At 71.2% G+C, this 20,657-nt stretch carries 19 protein-coding genes, 1 pseudogene and 1 riboswitch; of the genes and pseudogenes, 9 read left to right on the top strand and 11 right to left on the bottom strand.

Annotated elements, in window-relative coordinates; genetic code table 11:
• Positions 1–48: 48 nt before the first annotated feature.
• Positions 49–208, bottom strand: a riboswitch (cobalamin riboswitch).
• A 61-nt stretch (positions 209–269) separates the two neighbouring features.
• Together CLV70_RS14575 and CLV70_RS14570 are read left to right on the top strand one after the other, a co-directional pair.
• Positions 270–740, top strand: coding sequence for a helix-turn-helix domain-containing protein (locus CLV70_RS14575; protein WP_106127274.1), 471 nt, complete (start codon positions 270–272; stop codon positions 738–740).
• 12 nt (positions 741–752) lie between these two features.
• Positions 753–1,301, top strand: a complete 549-nt coding sequence (locus CLV70_RS14570; protein WP_106127021.1) for a PIN domain-containing protein — start codon at positions 753–755, stop codon at positions 1,299–1,301.
• A 44-nt stretch (positions 1,302–1,345) separates the two neighbouring features.
• On the opposite strand, the pseudogene CLV70_RS14565 reads toward CLV70_RS14570, so the two are convergent.
• The 4 genes and pseudogenes from CLV70_RS14565 to mqnE form a co-directional block, all read right to left on the bottom strand.
• Positions 1,346–2,653: pseudogene (locus CLV70_RS14565) on the bottom strand (M14 family metallopeptidase); the annotation flags it as partial.
• 138 nt (positions 2,654–2,791) lie between these two features.
• Positions 2,792–3,211 carry a DUF4229 domain-containing protein gene (locus CLV70_RS14560; RefSeq protein ID WP_106127019.1) on the bottom strand — a complete coding sequence of 140 codons (420 nt, stop codon included), beginning with the start codon at positions 3,209–3,211 and terminating at the stop codon, positions 2,792–2,794.
• Positions 3,212–3,223: 12 nt separating this feature from the next.
• Entirely contained in the window at positions 3,224–3,652 is a 429-nt protein-coding gene (locus CLV70_RS14555) for a hypothetical protein (protein WP_106127273.1), read from the bottom strand.
• Between the two features lie 563 nt (positions 3,653–4,215).
• On the bottom strand, positions 4,216–5,385 hold the full coding sequence (mqnE, locus tag CLV70_RS14550) for an aminofutalosine synthase MqnE (protein ID WP_106127018.1): 1,170 nt from the start codon (positions 5,383–5,385) through the stop codon (positions 4,216–4,218).
• A 215-nt stretch (positions 5,386–5,600) separates the two neighbouring features.
• On the opposite strand from mqnE, the gene CLV70_RS14545 reads away from it, so the two are divergent.
• The gene (locus CLV70_RS14545; protein WP_106127017.1) at positions 5,601–7,352 is read left to right on the top strand and encodes an NlpC/P60 family protein; all 1,752 of its coding nucleotides are present in this window, start codon (positions 5,601–5,603) and stop codon (positions 7,350–7,352) included.
• A 1,275-nt stretch (positions 7,353–8,627) separates the two neighbouring features.
• On the opposite strand, the gene CLV70_RS39680 is transcribed toward CLV70_RS14545, so the two are convergent.
• Complete coding sequence (locus CLV70_RS39680) at positions 8,628–8,768, bottom strand: hypothetical protein (RefSeq protein WP_158277766.1); 141 nt, start codon at positions 8,766–8,768, stop codon at positions 8,628–8,630.
• 76 nt (positions 8,769–8,844) lie between these two features.
• Between CLV70_RS39680 and CLV70_RS14530 the strand changes: the two genes are divergently transcribed.
• The 3 genes from CLV70_RS14530 (at position 8,845) to CLV70_RS14520 (ending at position 12,588) form a co-directional block, all read left to right on the top strand.
• The gene (locus tag CLV70_RS14530) at positions 8,845–9,570 is read left to right on the top strand and encodes a hypothetical protein (protein WP_106127014.1); all 726 of its coding nucleotides are present in this window, start codon (positions 8,845–8,847) and stop codon (positions 9,568–9,570) included.
• A gap of 239 nt (positions 9,571–9,809) precedes the next feature.
• Complete coding sequence (locus CLV70_RS14525) at positions 9,810–11,804, top strand: DEAD/DEAH box helicase (RefSeq protein WP_425440155.1); 1,995 nt, start codon at positions 9,810–9,812, stop codon at positions 11,802–11,804.
• A gap of 169 nt (positions 11,805–11,973) precedes the next feature.
• Positions 11,974–12,588: a putative glycolipid-binding domain-containing protein gene (locus CLV70_RS14520; protein WP_106127013.1), complete on the top strand. Its 615-nt coding sequence runs from the start codon at positions 11,974–11,976 to the stop codon at positions 12,586–12,588.
• A gap of 27 nt (positions 12,589–12,615) precedes the next feature.
• Here CLV70_RS14520 and CLV70_RS14515 read toward each other — a convergent pair whose 3' ends face one another.
• Genes CLV70_RS14515 through CLV70_RS14505 form a run of 3 tightly spaced genes read right to left on the bottom strand, consistent with a single transcriptional unit; the run spans position 12,616 to position 15,712 of the window.
• Positions 12,616–14,079, bottom strand: a complete 1,464-nt coding sequence (locus CLV70_RS14515) for a gluzincin family metallopeptidase (RefSeq protein ID WP_146164064.1) — start codon at positions 14,077–14,079, stop codon at positions 12,616–12,618.
• Between the two features lie 34 nt (positions 14,080–14,113).
• Complete coding sequence (gene cds1 / locus CLV70_RS14510) at positions 14,114–15,247, bottom strand: L-cysteine desulfhydrase Cds1 (RefSeq protein WP_106127011.1); 1,134 nt, start codon at positions 15,245–15,247, stop codon at positions 14,114–14,116.
• 3 nt (positions 15,248–15,250) lie between these two features.
• On the bottom strand, positions 15,251–15,712 hold the full coding sequence (locus CLV70_RS14505) for an Lrp/AsnC family transcriptional regulator (protein WP_106127010.1): 462 nt from the start codon (positions 15,710–15,712) through the stop codon (positions 15,251–15,253).
• A gap of 220 nt (positions 15,713–15,932) precedes the next feature.
• Here CLV70_RS14505 and CLV70_RS14500 point away from each other — a divergent pair, with 220 nt between their 5' ends.
• Entirely contained in the window at positions 15,933–16,208 is a 276-nt protein-coding gene (locus CLV70_RS14500; protein ID WP_106127009.1) for a BldC family transcriptional regulator, read from the top strand.
• Here CLV70_RS14500 and CLV70_RS14495 read toward each other — a convergent pair.
• Positions 16,181–16,828, bottom strand: a complete 648-nt coding sequence (locus CLV70_RS14495) for a UbiX family flavin prenyltransferase (protein ID WP_106127008.1) — start codon at positions 16,826–16,828, stop codon at positions 16,181–16,183. The two genes, CLV70_RS14500 and CLV70_RS14495, sit on opposite strands and share 28 nt — an antisense overlap.
• Positions 16,829–16,916: 88 nt before the next feature.
• Here CLV70_RS14495 and CLV70_RS14490 point away from each other — a divergent pair, with 88 nt between their 5' ends.
• Entirely contained in the window at positions 16,917–17,480 is a 564-nt protein-coding gene (locus tag CLV70_RS14490; protein WP_106127007.1) for an RNA polymerase sigma factor, read from the top strand.
• Positions 17,477–18,193 (top strand): hypothetical protein, encoded by a 717-nt coding sequence (locus tag CLV70_RS14485; protein ID WP_106127006.1) that lies wholly within the window; start codon positions 17,477–17,479, stop codon positions 18,191–18,193. The genes CLV70_RS14490 and CLV70_RS14485 overlap by 4 nt, the downstream gene beginning before the upstream one ends.
• A 43-nt stretch (positions 18,194–18,236) precedes the next feature.
• Here CLV70_RS14485 and mqnP read toward each other — a convergent pair whose 3' ends face one another.
• Both mqnP and CLV70_RS14475 read right to left on the bottom strand, forming a co-directional pair.
• Positions 18,237–19,130, bottom strand: a complete 894-nt coding sequence (mqnP, locus tag CLV70_RS14480) for a menaquinone biosynthesis prenyltransferase MqnP (protein WP_106127005.1) — start codon at positions 19,128–19,130, stop codon at positions 18,237–18,239.
• On the bottom strand, positions 19,127–20,587 hold the full coding sequence (locus CLV70_RS14475) for a menaquinone biosynthesis decarboxylase (RefSeq protein WP_106127004.1): 1,461 nt from the start codon (positions 20,585–20,587) through the stop codon (positions 19,127–19,129). Before CLV70_RS14475 ends, mqnP begins: the two co-directional genes overlap by 4 nt.
• Positions 20,588–20,657 lie beyond the last annotated feature (70 nt).

Here is a 20,657-nt window from a genome sequence, read left to right as displayed (position 1 = left end):
TCCGCCGACCGGATTCCCGGCCCGCGAGGCGCCCCTCCGTCGAGAGCGCTCAATCGCGACCGGCGTGCAGGCGACCTGGCTTTGCCTGATTCGTCCCGCGCGAGGCGAGGACCAGAACTTCACAGTTGCGGGACAGCGCCGGAATCCCACCGGCTTCGCTGCTACGCGGTCCCCCTGACGCTATCCCACCCCCTGATCAGCGGTTCAGCAGACGTCACCCATCACGAGAAGGGCTTTCGGATTTTTCGTTTAGGCGTACTGTGGGACACATGCCGTCAGCGCTGCACGAACGCACCGTCATGCCACCCGACGATCTGTCTTCGCTGAGCCGCTTCGCCAACGGGCTCGCCGGCCCGAGCGTCCCGGGCCGAGCCCGGCTGATCGGCCCCGACGGCTCGGAGCTCGACCTGCCGGAGGAGCTGTACGGCCTGCTGCGGGACGTGGTGACAGCCCTCTCCCAGGGGGTGGCGATCTCCATCGCCCCGCGGCACACGATGCTGACCACCCAGGAAGCCGCCGACCTGCTGAACATCTCTCGCCCCACCCTGGTGCGACTCCTGACTCAGGGCGAAATCCCGCACACGATGCGTGGAAGGCATCGCAGGGTGCTGCTCCGGGACGTGCTCGACTACCAGAACCAGACCCGCGAGGAGCGTCGCCGCGCGCTGGACGACATGGTCGCGGAAGCCGAGGACCTGGATCTCTATACGGCCGCTCGGCCGCCCGAGGACCTGAGATAGGAGCGTCGACCGGTGGCTTTCCCGGCGTTCCTGGACACCTGCGTTCTCTTCCCCGCCGCACTCTGCGACACCATGTTGCGCGTCGCAGAGGTTCACGCCTTCCGGCCGCTGTGGTCCGGCGACGTCATGGCGGAGCTTCATCGTAACCTCGTGAAGCTGGACCTTCCGGCCGAGCGGGTCGACCGTCGCATCGCCCAGATGACGAAGTCCTTTCCCGATGCGATGGTTACCGGCTACGAGTCGCTGATCGACGGAATGACCAACGACCCCAAGGACCGGCATGTGCTCGCCGCGGCCGTCCGCGCACATGCCGAGGTCATCGTCACGTTCAATCTGAAGGACTTCCCGGCAACCGCTCTCGAGGCCTACGACATCGCCGCCGTGCATCCCGACGATTTTCTTCTCGACCAGCTGGATCTCTATCCGGGGGCGACCTTGCACGCGCTGCGGGCGCAGGCGGCGGCCCATCGCCGCGAACCGAGGACGGTGGCGGGCGTGCTGGCGATGCTGGAGCGCTCCGGATTGCGGCACTTCGCCGCGGAGGTGCGACGGCACCTGTAGCCGGCTACCCGCCACGGCCGAGACCGTGGCGGGCAACCGCGTCAGCAGTACTGGGACTGCTTGCCGATCACCTTGTACGGGCAGTCCGCCGCCTCGGCGAGGAGGAGGGCCGCCTCGCGGTTGCGGGTTGTTTCGCGGGTGATGACGCTCGCCGGCGGGTAGAAGCCGCCGCCCGCGGAGCTGGTCGGGTACATCTCGAAGGTGTACGCGAAGATCTTGTGGGTGCCCCAGAGGTAGTCGAGCAGGTCGCCGTCGGTGATGTAGAGGTCGCTGGACTGCTCCGGGGTGTAGCCGTTGGTGGCTGCCATCTGCCGGCCCAGCGTGGCGAACGTGTTGTTCTGGTCGGCGTTCATGTCGGGCGCGGTGCTCGCCGTGGTGTAGCCGAACGGCCACAGCACCAGCTCCGAGTACGTGTGGAAGTCCATGGCGGCCTTGATCTGCTGGACGCCGCCGACGACGCGGCTCAGCACGAAGTCGCGGACGACCTTGGTCTCGGGGGACGAGAACGCGGCGGTGCCACGGTACGTCTCCGACGACGGGCTGCCCGACGAGCCGCCGCAGCAGCCCCACTTGTAGCCGTAGTTGCGGTTGAGGTCGGTGCCGACGTACCTGGAGCCGCTGTTGGGTTGCCGGTTCTTGCGCCACGACCGGTAGTCGCCGCTCGCGATGTCATATTCGGCGCCGTCCGGGTTGACCGACGGGATGACCCAGATCTCGCGGCTGTCCACGACGCCACGGACCCGCGAGTCGCTCGCGTAGTTGTCGGTGAAGAGATGCAGCAGGTAGACGGCCATCTCCACGGTCAGATGCTCGCGCGCGTGGTGGTTGGCGTCGTAGAGGACCTCGGGTTCGCTCTCGTCCGTACCGACATTGTCCGAGATCTTGACGGCGACGATGTCGCGACCCTGGTACGTCTTCCCCAGCACCCGCTTGCTCGCGATGTTCGGATAGCGGGCGACGATGGTGTCGACCTCGGCGACCATCTCCGCGTAATTGTGGTACGCGGCGTCCCGCGACGGGAAGTCCAGCGTGGACACGTCGTCGCTCGCACCGGTGGCCTCGATCTTCTTGACCGTGAAGCCCAGCGACCGCAGCGCCTTGACCTCGCTGCCCGTGGCGGTCACCTCGACCACCGCGTGCTCCACGGAGTCGATGGCCACGCCGGTGCTCGCGATCGTGTTGCGCTGCGCGAGCGTACGCACGTCATAGATCTCGTACTGGGCCGAACTGTCGGCACGCAACTCCGCGGTGGCAGGCTGCGCGGTGGCAGGCTGCGCGGTGGCGGCGGTGGCAGCGATCAGGGCCAGACCGGCGGTGGCGGCCGCGGCCAGACCGGTGACACGTCGTCTCATGAACGACCTCCGGGGGTGTCAGAGGGGTCCGAACCCCGTCACTGCATCACCCGGCATCGATACTTGGCAATGGAACCACCCGCTGCCGGCCATGCCAATGTGCCCCCTACGTCGGCATGATGACCGCAGAACCGCAGTTCAGACGGCCTTGGTGTCACCAGCCGCTCCGTCACCGACCACCCCATCACCTGCCGCAGCCCGGCCATCAGCCGCGGCCCGGTCACCTGCCGCAGCCCGGTCATCAGCTGCGGCCCGGTCATCAGCCGAGGCCCGGTCATCAGCTGCGGCCGCCCGGTCGCCGGCCGCGGCTGCTTCCTCGTCGCCGGCCAGGGCCGCCCGCAGTCGCGCCTTCTCCGCCGCCCGCCGCTCCGCCACCGAGCCGAGCTGCTCCGCCATCTGGTTACGCCACTTGGCCAGCAGGAAGTAGGAGAACCCGGCCGACGCCAGCAGCGCGATCATCGCCGTGACCAGCGGGTTCAGCGGCAACGGCAGGAGCAGCACGAACACGACGACGAACAGCCCGAGGCGGCCGAGCGTGTACTTGACGGCGGGACTCATCACGATCTCCTGTCAGCCGGCACGGTGGCTCAGCCACCGGAGGCCGTAGAACCAGACCACGCAGTAGACCACGGTGAGGCCGAACGCCCCCGCAGCCCCACTGACCAGCGGCGGAAAGAGCGGCGCGGCCAGCCCGGCGAGCGTCATCCCGACCGCAACCCCAAACCCCGAACCCAACCCCGCAACCACGATCCGGTACGCCCCGAAGCCGGCCGCCCGGAACTCCTCGGTGAACAACCACACCGGCAGCACAATGGCGATCCACCCGCTGGCCTGCCCGAACTCGGAGGCCCGCACCAGCGACATGACGCCCTCGAAGATCAGCAGAACGACAAGCCCGGCGACAAGCCCCGCAAGCGCGACCCCGACGAGGTCCTGGACGGTCGCCAACCGCCCATCCGCATCCCTGCGCGGACGGCGCGCACTCTGAGTCTCGGCCATGACCCCCCGAGGGTACGCCGCCCCGGACCACCCCCCGAACTCCACACCCAGCCGCCCACGAACGACACCCCACCGGACCAGCTGAGCCAGCCAGCCATCACCGAAACCGCCGCCCCGCCCCGACCCGCGGTCGTCGTCGTTCGCCCGAGAGCGGCGACAGTCCACCGCGACGGTCGAGCTCGCACGGCAGGCACTCCCGTCGTGCGGGCAGCCGGGCCGGTGGGCAGCCGGGCCGGTGGGCAGCCGGACCCGCGAACGCCCGGACCGGTGAGCAGCCGGGCCTGTGAGCGCCCGGGGCCTGTGCGAGCAGCAGGACCCGTGACCGCCCAAACCTGTGAGCGCCCGGAGCCGTGAGCAGCAGGGCCCGTGAGCGCCCGGACCCGTGAGCAGCAGGGCCCGTGAGCGCCCGGACCTGTGAGCGCCCGGACCCGTGAGCAGCAGGGCCCGTGAGCGCCCGGACCTGTGAGCGCCCGGACCCGTGAGCAGCAGGGCCCGTGAGCGCCCGGATCTGTGAGCAGCCAGGCCCGCGAACGCCCGAACCCGTGAGCGCCCGGGGCGGTGGGTCAGGCCCAGACCTGCTGGGGTTCGCTTCGGCGGTCGGCGAGGGGGGTGGGCTTGTCGTATTCGCGGACGACTTCGTAGCGGGTGTTGCGTTCGACCGGTTGAAAGCCCGCGTCCCAGATCAGGTCGAGGAGGTCGCCTCGGTGCATGGTGTTCGGGGTGCCGTAGGAGTCGGCGTCGTGGGTGATCTTGTATTCGACGACCGAGCCGTCGAGGTCGTCGACACCGAAGTTGAGGGAGAGCTGGGCGACCGAGAGGCCGTGCATGACCCAGAAGCACTTGACGTGGGGCACGTTGTCGAACATCAGGCGGGAGACCGCGAACGTCTTCAGGGACTCGGCGGGGGCCGCCATCGTGGTGCGCGACTGGATGCGGTTGCGGATCTTGCCGTCCGCCGAGTCGACGAAGTCGTGCTGGTAACGCAGGGGGATGAAGACCGCGAAACCGCCCGTCTCGTCCTGGAGCTCGCGGAGGCGCATCACGTGGTCGACCCGGTGCCGCGGCTCCTCGATGTGGCCGTACAGCATGGTCGCCGGGGTTTTCATGCCCTTTTCGTGCGCGAGGCGGTGGATGCGCGACCAGTCTTCCCAGTGGCAGTTGTGGTCGACGATGTGCTGGCGGACCTCCCAGTCGAAGATTTCCGCGCCGCCGCCGGTCAGCGACTCGAGGCCGGCGTCCATCAGCTCGTCGAGGATCTCGCTCGCGGGCAGGCCGCTGATCTTCTCGAACCACTGCACCTCGGTGGCCGTGAAGCACTTGAGGTTGACGTTGGGCAGCGCGGCCTTGAGTTCGCGCAGCACCTTGGGGTAGTAGCGCCAGGGCAGCGTCGGGTGCAGGCCGTTGACGATGTGCAGCTCGGTGAGCTGCTCGTCCTCCATCTCCTTGGCCTTGCGCACGGCCTCGTCGATGCGCATCGTGTACGCATCCTTCTCGCCCGGTTTGCGCTGGAAGGAGCAATACGCACAGCTTGCGGAGCACACGTTCGTGAGGTTGAGGTGCCGGTTGACGTTGAACATCACCCGGTCGCCGTTCATCTCGGTGCGCTTGTGGTGCGCCAGACGCCCGAGCCAGGCCAGGTCGTCGCTCTCGTAGAGCGCGATGCCGTCCTCCCGCGACAGCCGCTCACCGGCGTAGACCTTCGCCTCGAGCTCGCGCTTCAGTCCGACATCCATCTGGGCCCCTCTCGCCTTCGCGGTGGACCGAGCCTACGTCCTGACTCCGACAGAAGTCGGGCCCTGTGGGCTTCGGGGCGGCGCAAGTCACTTCGCCGCCGTACGATTCTCAGGGTCCTCTCATCTCGGATCGATCGACACCGGTGCAGGTGTTGCGGTATGACCTTATTGGGGACGGCAACCGCCGGCTGGCTACGCTCGCGGACGGGGAACGCATGGCGAAGACGAGGCAGGATCGACCGGGAGTCGCGACACGGTTGCGCCCCTGGTGGCGTCCGCTCGCCTATTCCGCCGCGACCGCCGCCGCCATCGCCGCGCTGTTCAACCCGCTGCCGGCGAGCGCCGCGCCGGGTGCCCCCGGTTCGGTTCCCGACACCGGTTCGCGCCCGATCGCCGTCGGCGCCATCACGCTGCCCGGTCAGAAGCCCGGCACGCCTGGCGCTCCGGGCACGCCCGGCGCTCCCGGCACTCCGTTCACACCCACCAATCCCGCCACCACCACCCCCGTCGGCGCGGCCACCAGCCCGGTGATGAAGAAGGTGGAGGCCGGCCGGGCCGCGATCACGGCCATGGGCGAGGACCTCGCGAAGCTCGACGAGGAGCTCAAGCTCACCCGCACCCAGCTGACCACGGCGGACCAGAAGGTGGTCGACACCCAGACCGCCGTGACGGCGGCCCAGGAAGAGGTCCGGACCGCGGCGGGCGAAGCCGTACGCAACGCCGCCGCGCTCCCGCCGGGCGCGTTCGGCTCGGGGCTGCAGGACCTGGACGCCCTCGCCCGCATCCAGCAGGGCGGATCCGGCACCGAGCAGGCCTCCGGCCGCCAGCTGACGATCGTGCAGGCGGCGTACACGGCGGCGATCGCCGAGCAGCAGAGCCTGCGCACCAAGCTCGACCAGCTCACCGCCACCCACACCACGAAGAAGGCCACACTCGACAAGAAAATCGCGGCCCAGCAGAAGTACGAGCAGGAGCACGCCCCCGAGATCAGCGCGTCGGACGCCGCCCAGGCGGCCCAGGACGCTCAGGCCGGCGCGGGCTTCCTGGCGGGCGAGAACGCGGGACGCGGCGCCGACCCGCGGGCCATCGCGGCCCTGACGATCGCCCTGGCGCAGCGCGGCGACCCGTACGTGTGGTCCGAGGAGGGCCCGAACCAGTTCGACTGTTCGGGGCTGATGTATTACGCCTACCGCTCGAACGCGGCGGGCAACTTCCCGCTGACCCGGGTCTCGAAGGACCAGTACTACCAGACCCGCGGCAAGACGGTGGACCGCTACTCGCTGCTCGCCGGCGACCTGCTGTTCTTCAGCTCCTCGTCGAGCTGGACGGGCATCCACCACGTGGCCATGTACGCCGGCGACGGCATGATGGTCGAGGCGCCGCGGACCGGCCTGAACGTACGGCTCACCCCCGTACGCTGGACCAGGTTGTTCGCCGCGACCCGCATCTACGGCTCGGTCGAGGGCACCGTCGAGGGCCCGGATCTGGGCTCGCCGGACCCGGAGACGCCGAGCAACCACAAGCCGACGACGAAGCCCCCGACGACGCCGAGCAGCAAGCCGCCGACCACGCCGTCGAAGCCGAGTTCGCCGTCGACCCCGCCGACGAAGCCCAGCTCCCCGTCGACGCCGCCGACGAAGCCCAGCTCGCCGAGCACCGGGCCGTCGACCCCGAGCACGCAGCCGTCCACGCCGGGCGGTTCGCCGACGACGTCCAAGCCGGTCCCGTCCGCGTCGTCCAGCGCGCCCGGCGGGGGCGAGGACGAGCAGCCGACGCATTCGCCGTCGTCGGAGGCCTCGGCGGCCACACCGAAGCCCACCGCCACGTCGCCCTCGGCGACGAAGTCCACCGCCTCGCCCTCGGCCACCAAGGCCAGCGCCTCGGCAACGAAGGCCAGCTCCTCGGCGACGAAGGCGACCTCCTCCGCATCGGCCTCGAAGTCCGGAGCCGCGACCTCCGGCGACTAGAAACAATCCGGTAACGGTCGAGCGCTAGGCCGTTCTCTACACCGAGGACCGGTTGACGCCGGGTGTGCTCATGAGCGCAGATGTGGCACGGTAGTGACGAACGCCCGGCATATCGGCTTGCCCGGCGTCCGGCAGTGACGTCGCACACGGGTGGCGGCGATCGGGAGGACCCATGGACGAGCAGCAGGCGAAACCGGACAGCGACGGCAAGAAGCCGCCTGCTGCGCGGACGCCGGCGAGCGGTTCCGGTCAGAGCGATCAGGGGTACGAGCTCCCGCCACCGCCCGCCGCCGGTGCCCTGTGGGCCTCGTCCGGCCAGCCCGGCGCCGCCCGCCCCGTCTCCGGTTCGGCGTCCGTGCCCAGCTCCGCGCCGGTTTCCGGGTCCGCGGCCGTGCCCAGCTCCGCGCCGCCCGTTTCCGGAGCCGGGTTCGTGCCCGGCTCCGCGCCGGTTTCCGGGTCCGCGGCCGTGCCCAGCTCCGGGCCCGCGGCTGCCCCCGTTTCCGGGTCCGCGGCCGTGCCGAGCTCGGCTCCTGTCTCGGGGTCCGCGGCCGTGCCCGGATCGGCGCCGGTCAGTGGGCCGGCGGGGCGCGCGCCGGTCGACGGCGGGCGGTCCGCCTTCTTCCCGGACGCCTACGACGGTGCCGCCGGATCGTTGCGGCCCGTGTCGGTGCCGCCGAGCCCGAACGCCGCCCGGGCCAGCGTGTCCGGTTCGTCCCAGGTGTCCCCGGCCGGTGACCGGCCTCAGACGTGGTCGCCCAAGGTCTACGGCAGTCGCTCCGACGACAAGCCGGACGCCGGGGGCGAGTCCGCGTCGGAGCCCGCGGAGCCCTCGACGCCGGAGCCCGATCTTCCGGAGCCTTCGACGCCGGAGCCGCGGCCCGGGAGGCCCGAGCCGGCCAAGCCCACGCGGCCCGAGCCCGCGCCGTTCCCGAGCCCGGTGCCGCCGAGCCCCTCGCCCACGCCCGGACCGACCCCCGGCCCGGTGCCGCCCGGACCCGGCCCCAGCCCGACACCCCCCGGGCCCGGGCCCAGCCCCACGCCACCCGGACCCGGACCTAACCCGGTGCCGCCCGGGCCCGGGCCCAGCCCGGTGCCGCCGAGCCCGGGACCGAGCCCAGTCCCGCCGGGACCGGGACCGTCGCCCGTGCCTCCGGGTCCCGGGCCGAGCCCCGTGCCTCCAGGACCGGTTCCAGGCCCCGGGCCGGGTCCCGTTCCCGGGCCGTTTCCGGCGCCCCCGACCATCGCTTCGGCGAGCGGCGGGAACGGTTTGCCGGCTTACACGACGCCGCCTGCCACCGGGCCGGCCGGCGCTCCGCGCTCCGCACCGCCGGTGACGAGCGACTCCACCATGCCCTTCACCTCTGCCGCCGCCCGGTCGGCCTCCTCGTGGGGCATCGGCGGAACGAGCGGCGTCACCGGAAGCGACTCCACAATGCCCTTCACGTCAGCCGCCGGGAGCCACCCCGCACAGCCGGCTCCGAGCGACTCGACCATGCCGTTCGCCGCGAGCCACCCGGGCGGCAACCAGCCGGGGGCGAGCCACTCGCCGAACGGCTACCCGTCGTCCGGCGGGCAGCAGGCCGGGCCGGACGCCACCATGCCGTTCGCCGCGAGCCAGGCCGCGAACCACGCCGCGAACCAGGCGGGCCACGCCAACCACGACAACACGATGCCGTTCGCGGCGAGCCAGGCCGCGAACCACGACCACACCATGCCGTTCGCCGCCGGCCAGGCGGGCAGCGACGCCACGATGCCGTTCATGGCCGGAAATCACGCCGCCGCGCCGCCGCAGAGTGACCCGACGATGCCGTTCGGGGTAGGCGCATCGGGCGGTGCTCGGCAGCCGTTCGGCGGAACGGTCTCCCACCCGGGTAGCCCGTCCGCGCGAACCTCGACGTACGGGTCGGGTTCCGGACAGTCGGCCTCGGTGCCGCAGCAGCGGGGCGAGGGAACGGTCTACGGCGGCCTCGCCGATTACGCGCCGGCCGACATGACGATGCCTGTGATGATGAACTCGGTGGAGAACTCCGGCTCGCTGACCGGCCACATCCTGGCCCAGGGCTGGCGTGACGGCCCCGAGATGCAGCGGCGCAGCAACGTCAAGGTGATCGTCGCCATGCTCGTGGTGCTGGGTCTCCTGGTGGGCGTCAGCCTGCTCTTCGTCTTCACCGTGGGCGACGCGTTCAGCGACATGATCGGTGGAGTCTTCCAGGGTTAGGTTGTCGCTTCCACGATCCGCGCCTAAGCTGGCGAGGTTGCGCTGAGGGTGAGCCTGCCCACTACCGGCGCGGAATGCGGGCGGCGTCACGGACGTTGTCTCGTACACTGATGGCAGTAATTGACCTGGCGTGCCTTCATGGTGCACGCCACGGGCGTTCTTGCGGGCAATTCAGCGGCAAGCTTTTCGGCAGCCGCGGCGGGCCATTCGCGAGCATGCGCCCCCGTAGAGAGGTTCTCTTGACCACTTTCGCTGATCCCAGCACGTTCCCGTCCGTCTTCGAAAGCCCCTCCCCCGAGCAGGCTGAGCAGACCGTGGCCGCCGAGCAGACTCCGGTGACCGCGCAGATCGACCAGACCGCGGCTGCCGACCACGCCGCGTCGTCCGACCAGACCGCGGCTGCCGACCAGGCCGCGGCCGTTCAGACCCCGGCCGTCCAGGCCGCGGCCGTTCAGGCTCCGGCAGCGGCGCAGACCGCAGCGGCCGAGCAGACTCCGGCTGCCGAGCAGATCACGGTGAGTGACCCCACGACCGCCGACGTCGAGATCGTCGAGGCGCGCAAGAGCTTCGCCGACCTCGGTATCCCCGCCGAGCTGGTCCGCGTGCTCAACCGCGAGGGCATCACCACCCCGTTCGAGATCCAGGCCGCGACCATGCCCGACGCCCTGAGCGGCCGGGACGTGCTCGGCCGCGGCCAGACCGGCTCCGGCAAGACGCTGGCGTTCGGGCTGCCGTTGCTCGCCCGCATCGCCAAGGGCGGCCGGGCGCTGCCGCACCACCCGAAGGCCCTCATCCTGGTGCCGACGCGCGAGCTGGCGATGCAGGTCGCCGACTCGCTGATGCCGCTCGGCCGGTCGGTCGGCGTCTTCCTCAAGACCGCCGTCGGCGGCGTGCCGTACGACCGTCAGATGGACGCGCTGCGGCGTGGCGTCGAGGTCATCGTGGCGACGCCGGGCCGGCTCGGCGACCTGATCGAGCGTGGCGCCTGCAAGCTCGACAACGTCGAGGTCACCGTCCTGGACGAGGCCGACCAGATGGCCGACATGGGCTTCCTGCCCGAGGTCACCGAGCTGCTCGCCAAGACCCCGGCGGACGCCCAGCGCCTGCTGTTCTCGGCGACGCTCGACGGTGACGTCGACGCGCTGGTCAAGCGGTTCATGACCGACCCGGTGACGCACTCGACGGCTCCCGCTGAGGCGAGCGTGTCCACCATGGACCACCACCTGCTGCTGATCCCGCCGCACGACAAGTTCCCGATCACCGCGTCGATCGCCAACCGGACGGGCAAGACGATCGTCTTCGCCCGTACGCAGATGGGGGTGGACCGGCTGGTCGAGCAGCTCGCGGCGGTCGGGGTCCGGGCCGGTGCACTGCACGGCGGCAAGACCCAGCGGGTACGCACCCGCACGCTGGCCGAGTTCAAGGAAGGCCGCACGAACGTGCTGGTGGCCACCGACGTCGCCGCCCGCGGCATCCACGTCGACGGCATCTCGCTCGTCGTGCACGTCGACCCGCCGAAGGACCCGAAGGACTACCTGCACCGCGCCGGCCGTACGGCCCGTGCGGGCGAGTCCGGCGCGGTCGTGACGCTGGTTCTGCCGAAGCAGCGTCGCAGCACCCAGTCGATGGTGCTGAAGGCGGGTGTGGCGCCCACCGAGACCCGGGTGCGCCTCGGCGACGAGCAGCTGGCCGAGATCACCGGGGCGCGCGAGCCCAGCGGTGTGCCGGTGAAGGAGGAGCCGGAGCAGCGCCGCGAGCGCGGTGACCGGCCCCGCCGCTTCGGCGACCGTCCGCAGCGTGGCGGCTACGACCGTCCGCGGGGCGACCGCGGCGGCTACGGCGACCGGCCGCGCGGCGACCGGCCGTACGGTGACCGGGACCGCTCGTTCGGTGACCGCCCGCGGGGCGACCGGCCCACCGGAGGCTACGGCGACCGGCCGACCGGCGACCGCGGCGGATATGGCGATCGGCCGACCGGGGATCGCGGCGGCTACGGCGACCGGTCCCGGGGGTTCGGCGACCGGCCGCGGGGCGAGCAGCGCACGTACGGTGACCGTCCGGCGGGTGACCGTCAGCCCACCGACCGGCCGCGCAGCGACCGCGGCTTCGGCGACCGCTCGGCCCGCAACTTCGGCGACCGTCCCGGCGGCTTCCGCCGGGAGAGCGGCCGCAACGATCGGCACGAGCCGGGCAGCGGCCGCTACCAGACGGGCCGCCCGGCCCGCACGCACTGACCGGACACACGTCCGACAGAGCGCGCACTGACCGCAGATATCTGAACAGAACGCGCACTGACCGGGCACACGTCTGGCAGAGCGCGCGCTGACGGAGCGGGCAGGACACGTACTGATCGAGAGGGCTCCCGGCCGAGGCCGGGAGCCCTCTCGCCGTACGGTAGGAAGCATGCGTTCGTTGTTCTGGGAGCGCCGGGACACCACCGGCACCGAGCACGCGCTGGTCGACGCGCGTGACGGGTTGCGGGCGAGCGGCACGGCGCTGGCCGTCGACCCGATCCCCTACACCGCCCGGTACGAGCTGCGGACCGATTCCTCGTGGGTCACCACCTCGCTGGAGGTGACCACCGAGGGCGGCGGCTGGAGCCGTACCCTGCGGTTGACGGGCGAGGGTGGGCGCTGGCGGGCGGCCACCGCCGAGCAGGGGGACCTGGACGCGGCCCTCGCCGCGAGCGGGCACGCCGGCGCCGGGCTGCCCGGCACGGACGACCCGGACCTGCTGGTCGGGGCGTACGACGTCGATCTGACCGGGTCGCCGCTCACGAACACCCTGCCGATCCGCCGCCTGGGCCTCACCGGCGCGGAGCCGGGGGTGGCGCACCGGGTCAGCGTCGCATGGGTGCGGCTGCCCAGCCTCGAGGTGATCCAGGCGGACCAGATCTACACCGCGCTGGGCGACGGCCGGGTGCGCTTCGCCAGCGAGACGTTCAGCGCCGACCTGGTCGTGGACGACGACGGTTTCGTCCTCGACTATCCGGGGCTCGCGCGAGCCTTCAGTCGGTAGGGTCCGGGCGTTCGCGTGAGGGGCGGGTCAGGCGCGGTCGCGGATCCAGGCGACGCAGGACCGGTCCACCGTCTTGAACGGCTTGCCGAACGCCTGCTGTGACGCCGGATCGAGGTCTCGGTCCTCGCGCAGGTACATCCGGACGAAGGTGAAGAGGGCGCGTTGGCCGTACTTCTTGGCGAGGCAGTCCGCGGCGAAGTGGCCGAGGCCGTAGAACGCGTCGCCGTCCTCGCTGCGGGCGTCCGCGCTCAGCGCCTTGACCGCGATGGAGGTGGGGGGCCGGCTGCCGTGCACGGCGTCGCTGACCGACTGGCGGCGCCAGCTCGCGGAGGCCGGCTGCGGGTACCAGCCGATGTACTCGGCGATGCCCTCCTTGAGCCACATGTCGCTCTGCCCGTACGTGCGGCGGTGCAGGTTGCCGACCGTGACGACGTGGCCGAGCTCGTGCTGGACCGTGGTGCTGAGCAGCTGCGGGTCGCTCTTGAGCTCCGGCATGTTCAGCACCACGTCCGTGCCGGCCTGACGGAGCGGGAGGGCGTACCCGACGACCCACTTGTCGGTGATGCCGCCGTACCAGGTCTTCCACTGCTTGGCGCCGGCCAGGTAGATGCGGTAGCGCTTCTGCGGGTTGCCGACGAGGCCGGCGAAGCGGTCGTTGACCGTGGCGGCCCGGTCGGCGATCGGCAGGACCCGCTCGAAGTACTTCTGCTCGCTGCGCGTGCCGACCAGGGTGACCCGGCTGCCCCGGGCGGTCACCAGGGCGCTGCTCTCCCACGGCACCTTCTGCTCGTCCTTGTCGCCCTTGCGCGAGGTCAGCGCGGTGATGACCCAGTTGCCGTCGATCGACTCGAGGGTGAGCGTCTGGCCGACCGAGGGCGGGCCGTCCGAGTCGACACCCTTCTCCCTCGTGCAGACGTCGTCGGCGAAGCAGTACGCGACGTCGGCGGAGATGCCGAGCTTCGGGCCGTCGCCCATCCGGTCGCGCAGCGACGTCTGGTAGGCGAAGTGGCTGACCCCGAGGGCGCGCAGGTTCTGGAACATCATGCGGTATCGGGAGCGCAGCTTCGGCCGGCCCGGATCGACGGCGGCCAGCCAGGCCTTCTCGTCGCCGCGGACCACCGCCGCCGCCTGGAGCTCGAGCATCGCGTTCACCGACTCGAACGGCGTGAGCTTCCGCCCGGCGGCCGGCGGGGCCGCGGCCTCGGCCGGTGACGTCCGGTTCTCGGCGTAGACGACCGCGGCGCCGAGGGCGACTGTGGCGACGACCGCCAGGGCGCCGCCGACCATCAGCCCCTTCGCGAGGGTGTTGCGGGCAGGCTCGATCGGCGGCCCGCCCACGGCCCAGGGATCGGGATACGGACCGGCCTGGGCGGCGGGATGGAAGCCCGGGTGGAAGCCGGGAGGGGGCAGGGCCTCGGACGGGTGCGGTGGCCGTGGCGAGGGCACGACGGCGCGGCGCGGCGGGGTGGTGACGTCGTCGCCGTCGGGCACGGGCACTCCTAGAAGGTGAATCCCTTTGCGGGCTTCATCCTTTCAGGTCCGGCTCGTCCGCGCTGCCCCGGATCGGCGGCGGATCCCACCTGCCGGTGGACAGAAAGGCATCGATGGTGGCCAGCGGCGCATCCAGGGACAAACCCTGCGCCGCCACCCAGTCGTCGGAGTAGTAGGTGTGCGCGTACCGTTCGCCGCCGTCGCAGATCAGGGTCACCACCGATCCCGTACGCCCGGCCGCCATCAGCTCCGCGATCAGGGCGAACGCGCCCCACAGGTTCGTGCCGGTGGAGCCGCCGACCCGGCGTCCGAGCACGGCCGAGCCCGCGCGCATGGCGGCCAGCGACGCGGCGTCGGGCACGGGGACCATCCGGTCGACCACCGAGGGCTGGAACGACGGCTCGACCCGGGGCCGGCCGATGCCCTCGATGCGGGAGCCGCGGCTCGTGCTCACCGTCCAGTCCTGATTCAGGTACGCCGGCCAGAACGCCGAACCCTCCGGATCCACCACGCACAGCCGGGTGGGAAAGCGCCGGTAGCGGATGTACCGGCCGATCGTGGCGCTGGTGCCGCCGGTGCCCGCACCCACCACGACCCAGGCCGGCACGGGGTGCCGCTCCAGCCCCAGCTGCGCGTAGATCGACTCGGCGATGTTGTTGTTGCCGCGCCAGTCGGTGGCCCGTTCGGCGTGGGTGAACTGGTCCATGAAGTGCCCGCCGAGCTCGGCGGCGAGCGTACGGGCGGCCGCCACCGTCGCGGTCGGGTCGTCGACGAGGTGGCACTTGCCGCCCTGGAACTCGATCAGCGAGATCTTCTCCGGCGACGTGCCGGCCGGCATGACGGCGATGAACTCGAGCCCCAGCATCCGGGCGAAGTACGCCTCGCTCACCGCCGTGGAGCCGGAGGAGGCCTCGACCACCGGGGTGCCGGGACCGATCCAGCCGTTGCACAGGGCGTACAGGAAAAGGGATCTGGCGAGCCGGTGCTTGAGCGAACCGGTGGGGTGCGAGGACTCGTCCTTGAGGTAGAGGTCGATCCCCCACGAGGTGGGCAGCGGGAACGGCAGGAGGTGGGTGTCCGCCGAGCGGTTGGCGTCGGCCTCCACCAGCGCGATGGCGTCGCTCACCCAATCCCGCCTCGCCGGGTCACAGCGGTCGAGATGCAGCATGGTTCAACCTACCGCCGGGTCGCGCCCCGGCTGAGGCCGGTTCTCCCACTTGGTCGACAGCGCGATGGCGGTCCGGGTGGATGCGACCCCTGGTGTCCGGTTGATCCGCACGATGAGCTGCTCCAGCTCGGCGATGGTCCCGACCCGGACGGTCAGCTGGTACGACTCCACGCCCGCCATGAAGTAGCAGGACTCGATCTCGGGCATGATCCGCAGGGCGGCGAGCACGTCGTCGGTGTCGGCGCCGGAGTCCTCGATGATGCCGATCAGCGCCGTGACGCCCAGTCCGATGGCCTCCGGCTCGACCTCGGCCCGGTACGCCCGCAGCGTCCCGGCGGCCTCGAGCTTGCCGACCCGCTCGTGCACGGCGGGCGCGGACAGGCCCACCTGCCGGGCGAGCTCCGCGTACGAGGAGCGGGCGTTGTCCCGCAGAAGGCCGATCAGGCGCAGGTCGATGGCATCCATGGCTTCAGAGGTTAGTGTGAGCTGTCCGGGCACTCACGCCCGGTAGCGGTCAGCGACCACCCCAGCCAGCCAGGATAATGGTCAACGTCGCAACTAGGGCTTTTTCCGCATTTCAGCGACTTGCTGTTTTTCCCGATGCTCTAATGGCTGTACGTCCCGATCGAGCACGCCGACACGCACCGTGACCACCGGCGCTCCATAACGACGCGAGGAGAGGGCCGTGGACACAGGAGATCGACTGCTGACGCCCGGGGAGGTGGCCGCGCTGTTCCGGGTCGACCCCAAGACGGTGACGCGCTGGGCAGCCGCGGGACGCATCGGCAGTATCCGAACTCCGGGTGGTCACCGCCGCTTCCGCGAGTCGGAGGTGCGGGCGCTGCTCGAGGGCGACGGCGTGGTCGAGGAGATGCGCGAGGACGACGCCGCGAACCGGCCCCGCAACGCCGGGCCGGCGAACCCCGGGCCGAGCTACGGTCCGCCCAACGGGCTGCGCTGACCGCCGCCGAGCTCTCCGCGCCAGCGCGTGAACAGCTCGTGCGGCACGGCGAGGGCGTCGAGCACCTTGCCGGCCACGAAGTCGATCAGCTGCTGGGCGGTGGCGCCGGCACCGGAGCCGTAGAAGCCCGGTGAGGCCGGCAGCACCACCGCCCCGGCGTCGTGCAGGGCGATCAGGTGTTCCAGGTGGCTGCGGGTCACCGGGGTCTCGCGCGGCACGATCACCGTACGGCGGCGCTCCTTGAGCGTGACCTCGGCGGCCCGCTGGAGCAGGTCCTTGGACAGCCCGATCGCGATGCCGGCGCAGGCCGCGGTGCTCGCCGGCACCACCACCATGCCCTTAGCCGGGTAGGAACCGCTGCTCGGCCCGGCGGCCAGGTCGCCGGCCGGCCAGTACGCCAGGTCGGCGTCCCCGAGGTCACGCCCCAACCACGCGGCGACGTCGTCCTTCCAGTGCGCGTCCCGGACGCTCGCCCCCGTCTCGTCGAGCAGGGTGAGCCGGGCGGCCCGGGAGATCACCAGGTCCACCGCCTCGCCGGCGTCGAGGAGCGCCCCGATGACGGCTCGCGGGTACGGCGTGCCGGAGGCCCCGGAGACGCCGATGATCCACGGACTGCGCATCACCCAAGGATGCCACTACGGTGGGTATCGATCTCGGTTGTCGACGATCACGCGGTAACCGCCGCGGCCTTGACGGAGATTCCCAATCATGCCAACCGACGACGAGGACGCCCGGGAACGTTTCGAGGCATTGTTCACCGACCATTACCCGGAGCTCATCCGCTTTGCCGGCCGCCGGGTGGGGCGGGACAGCGCCGCCGACATCGTCGCCGGCACCTTCCTGATCGCCTGGCGCCGGTTCGCCGAGATGCCGGCCGACCACGCGCGGGCCTGGCTCTACGCCACCGCCCGCCACGTCATCGCCAACGAGCTGCGTTCGCGCAATCGGCGGGAGCGGCTGTCGGCCCGGCTCGAGACGACGGAGGCCGGGTGGGCGGAGGACGCGTCGGGACCGGTCGGCGAGCAGCTCCGGGTGCAACGGGTGCTCGCCGGACTGTCGGCGATGGACCAGGAGGTGCTGCGGCTCAGCGAGTGGGAGGACCTCGACGTGGCCGAGATGGCCATCGTCCTGGGGTGCACGCGTACGGCGGCGAAGGTGCGGCTGCACCGGGCCCGCCGCCGCTTCGCCGCCCGGTTGCTGGCCGCGGAACAGCCCGTTCCGAATCAGCGGGTGACCCCACCCGTCGTCACGAGATCAAGGAGCCAGGCATGAACGACACCGTCACGACCGCCCTGCGCAGGCTGCGCGACGCCGACCCCGCGACCGGGCACCCGGACCCGCACGAACCTTCCGCCCGCGCGATGCTCGACCGGGTGCTGCACGCGCCGGACGCGCCCGTTCCCGCCCGGCCGCGGCAGACGCGCCGGCGCCTCGTGCTGGCCGCCGCGGCCGTGGCCGCCGCCGTCAGCGCCAGCGGTCTGGTGATCGTCCAGCCGTGGTCCCAGGGGAGCAGGGCGGTGGCCTACACGGTCGAGCGGCAGGGGGACGGCTCGGTCCGGGTGTCGGTGAAGGTGGACCAGATCGACGACCTGGAACGGCTCAACGCCGACCTGGCCCGGGCGAACGCGCGCACGGTCTTCTTCGAGGGGCAGGCCGACTGCCGGGAGAAGCTGCGGAGGCATCCGGACTTCGTGACGCAGCGGGAGCCGGTGCCGGTCGGGAACGGCGAGTCGGTCCTGAACGGCATCATCGTCTTCCCGGACCCCATGAACCGGGAACTGCCGTTCTGGGTCATCTCCCCCGATCGGATCCCGCCGGGCGCGACGCTGGTGGTCAGCTTCCAGAAGCTCTACCCCGTCCCGGACGCCGAGAACCCGAACCCTCCGCGCGACCAGACCGGCCTGGGCTGGCGCGAGGACGTCGTCACCGAGGTGCCGTCCTGCGTGGCCTGGCAGGATCCCCTGGCCGGCAAGATCGGCAACTGACAGCGGCTTCGTCGTGGGCACCCCGGCCGGGGTGCCCACGCACCTACAGCAGGACGAGGTCGAGCAGGGCGAAGAGGAACAGGGCGATAGCGACGAAGCCGTTGGCCGTGAAGAACGCCCGGTTGACCTTCGACAGGTCCTGCGGCGTCACCACGACGTGCTGGTAGGCGAAGGCCACGGCGGTCATGGCCAGCCCGAGCCACCAGAGCCAGCCGAGGCCGGCCAGCTGGCCGAACCATACGAACAGCGCGAAGGTCACGACGTGGGTGGCCGTCGAGATGTGCAGGGCGGTGCGGACACCGAACCGGGCCGGCGTCGAGTGCACCCCGATCCGCCGGTCCACCTCGACGTCCTGGCAGGCGTAGATGATGTCGAAGCCGCCGATCCAGAGGCCGACCGCGACGCCGAGCACCCAGGCCGGCCCCGACCCGTCGAACGTGCCGGTGATCGCCAGCCACGCCCCGACCGGCGCCACCGCCTGCGCCAGCGCCAGGATGTAGTGGGGGAAGTTCGTGAAGCGCTTCGCGTACGGGTAGACGACCAGCGGGATCACGGCGAGTGGCGACAGCACGAGGCACAGCGGGTTGAGCAGGGCCGCCGCGACGAACAGGATCACGAGCGAGACCACCGCGCCGGTCCAGGCCGTACGGACGCTCACGGCGCCGGTGACGAGCTCGCGGTTCTGCGTACGGGGGTTCTGCGCGTCGATGCGGCGATCGAGGATGCGGTTGGCGGCCATCGCGAACGTCCGCCCGGACACCATCGCGACCGTGACGAGCAACAGGTCCACCCAGTGCACGCCGGAGCCGTCGCGGTCCATCGCCACGAACGCCGACAGGTACGCGAACGGCAGCGCGAAGACCGAGTGCTCGATGGCGACCAGCTTGAGGAACGCCCTGATCCGGCCCGGTCGCTCCTCGGACGCCACCGCGGTCATATGCCGTATTCCTTCCAGCGCTTGTCGACCAGGGCGACCACCTCGGGCGACATGGTCATCTCCTCCGGCCAGCCGCGGGTGTAGCCCTCGCCCGGCAGCTTACGGGTGGCGTCGACGCCCGCCTTGCCGCCCCAGAACTGCTGGTAGGACGCGTGATCCAGGTGGTCCACCGGGCCCTGGGTGAGCAGCAGGTCGCGGTCGTAGTCGACGTTGCCGAACGCCCGGAACGCGACCTCGTGGTAGTCGTGCACGTCGCAGTCCTCGTCCACCACGACGATCAGCTTCGACAGCGACATCAGGTGCGCGCCCCAGATCGCGTTCATGATCTTCTGCGCGTGCTTCGGGTAGCGCTTGCGGATCGAGACGATGACGCAGTTGTGGAAGACGCCGGCGGCCGGCATGTCGTAGTCGACGATGTCCGGGATCAGCATCCGCAGCAGCGGCAGGAAGATCCGCTCGGTGGCCTTGCCCAGGCCGTGGTCCTCCTGCGGCGGCTTCGAGGTGACGATCGAGTGGTAGAGCGGCTGCTTGCGCATGGTCATGCACTCGATGTGCAGCACCGGGAAGGGCTCGACGGGCGTGTAGAAGCCGGTGTGGTCGCCGAACGGGCCCTCCGGCGCGCGCTCCCCCGGCTCCAGGTAGCCCTCCAGCACGATCTGCGCCTGCGCGGGGACCTGCAACGGGACGGTGAGGCAGTCGACCATCTCGACGCGCTCGCCGCGCAGGAAGCCGGCGAACAGGTACTCGTCGATGTCGCCGGGCAGCGGCGCGCTGGCCGCGTAGCTCACTACCGGGTCACAGCCGATCGCGACGGCCACCGGCAGCCGCTCGCCCCGGCGCTCGGCCACCGCGTGGTGGGCGGTCGAGTCCTTGTGGATCTGCCAGTGCATGCCCAGCGTGTTCCTCGAGTGCTGCTGCAGGCGGTAGAGGCCGAGGTTGCGCTTGCCCGTCTCGGGGTGCTTGGTGTGGGTCAGGCCGTAGTTGTGGAACACGCCGCCGTCGCCCGGCCAGACCCGCAGGCCGGGCAGGCGGTCCAGGTCGACCTCGTCGCCCTTGAGCACGACCTCCTGGCAGGGCGCGGTCTTGACCTTCTTCGGCGGCACCGACTTGAGCTGGAGCACCTTGCCCAGCCCCTCCCGGATGCCGGACCACCCGACCGGCAGGTCCGGCTTGATCAGCGCGCCGATCCGGTCGCCGATCTCGTCCAGCGCGTCGACGCCCAGGGCCATGGCCATGCGCTTCTCCGTGCCGAAGAGGTTCACGACGATCGGCATCTCGCCGCGGGTCGGCCGCTCGAAGAGCAGGGCCGGACCGCCGGCCCGGACGGTTCGCGTGACGATCTCGCTGATCTCCAGCGCCGGATCCACCGGCACGCGCACCCGGCGCAGCTCACCGGCCGCCTCCAGGGCCGCGACGAAGCTCTGCAGATCGTGGTACGGAAAGCCCTTGGCAGCCATGCCCCCCAGTCTGTCACCCGTCACTCGATGATCTCGTCCGGCGTTGATTCATCGGGTCATTCAGGTGCTG

The sequence above is a fragment of the Pseudosporangium ferrugineum genome (genome assembly GCF_003002065.1).
Taxonomy (GTDB): Bacteria; Actinomycetota; Actinomycetes; order Mycobacteriales; family Micromonosporaceae; genus Actinoplanes; species Actinoplanes ferrugineus_A.
This window is presented reverse-complemented; position numbering and strand designations above follow the sequence as displayed.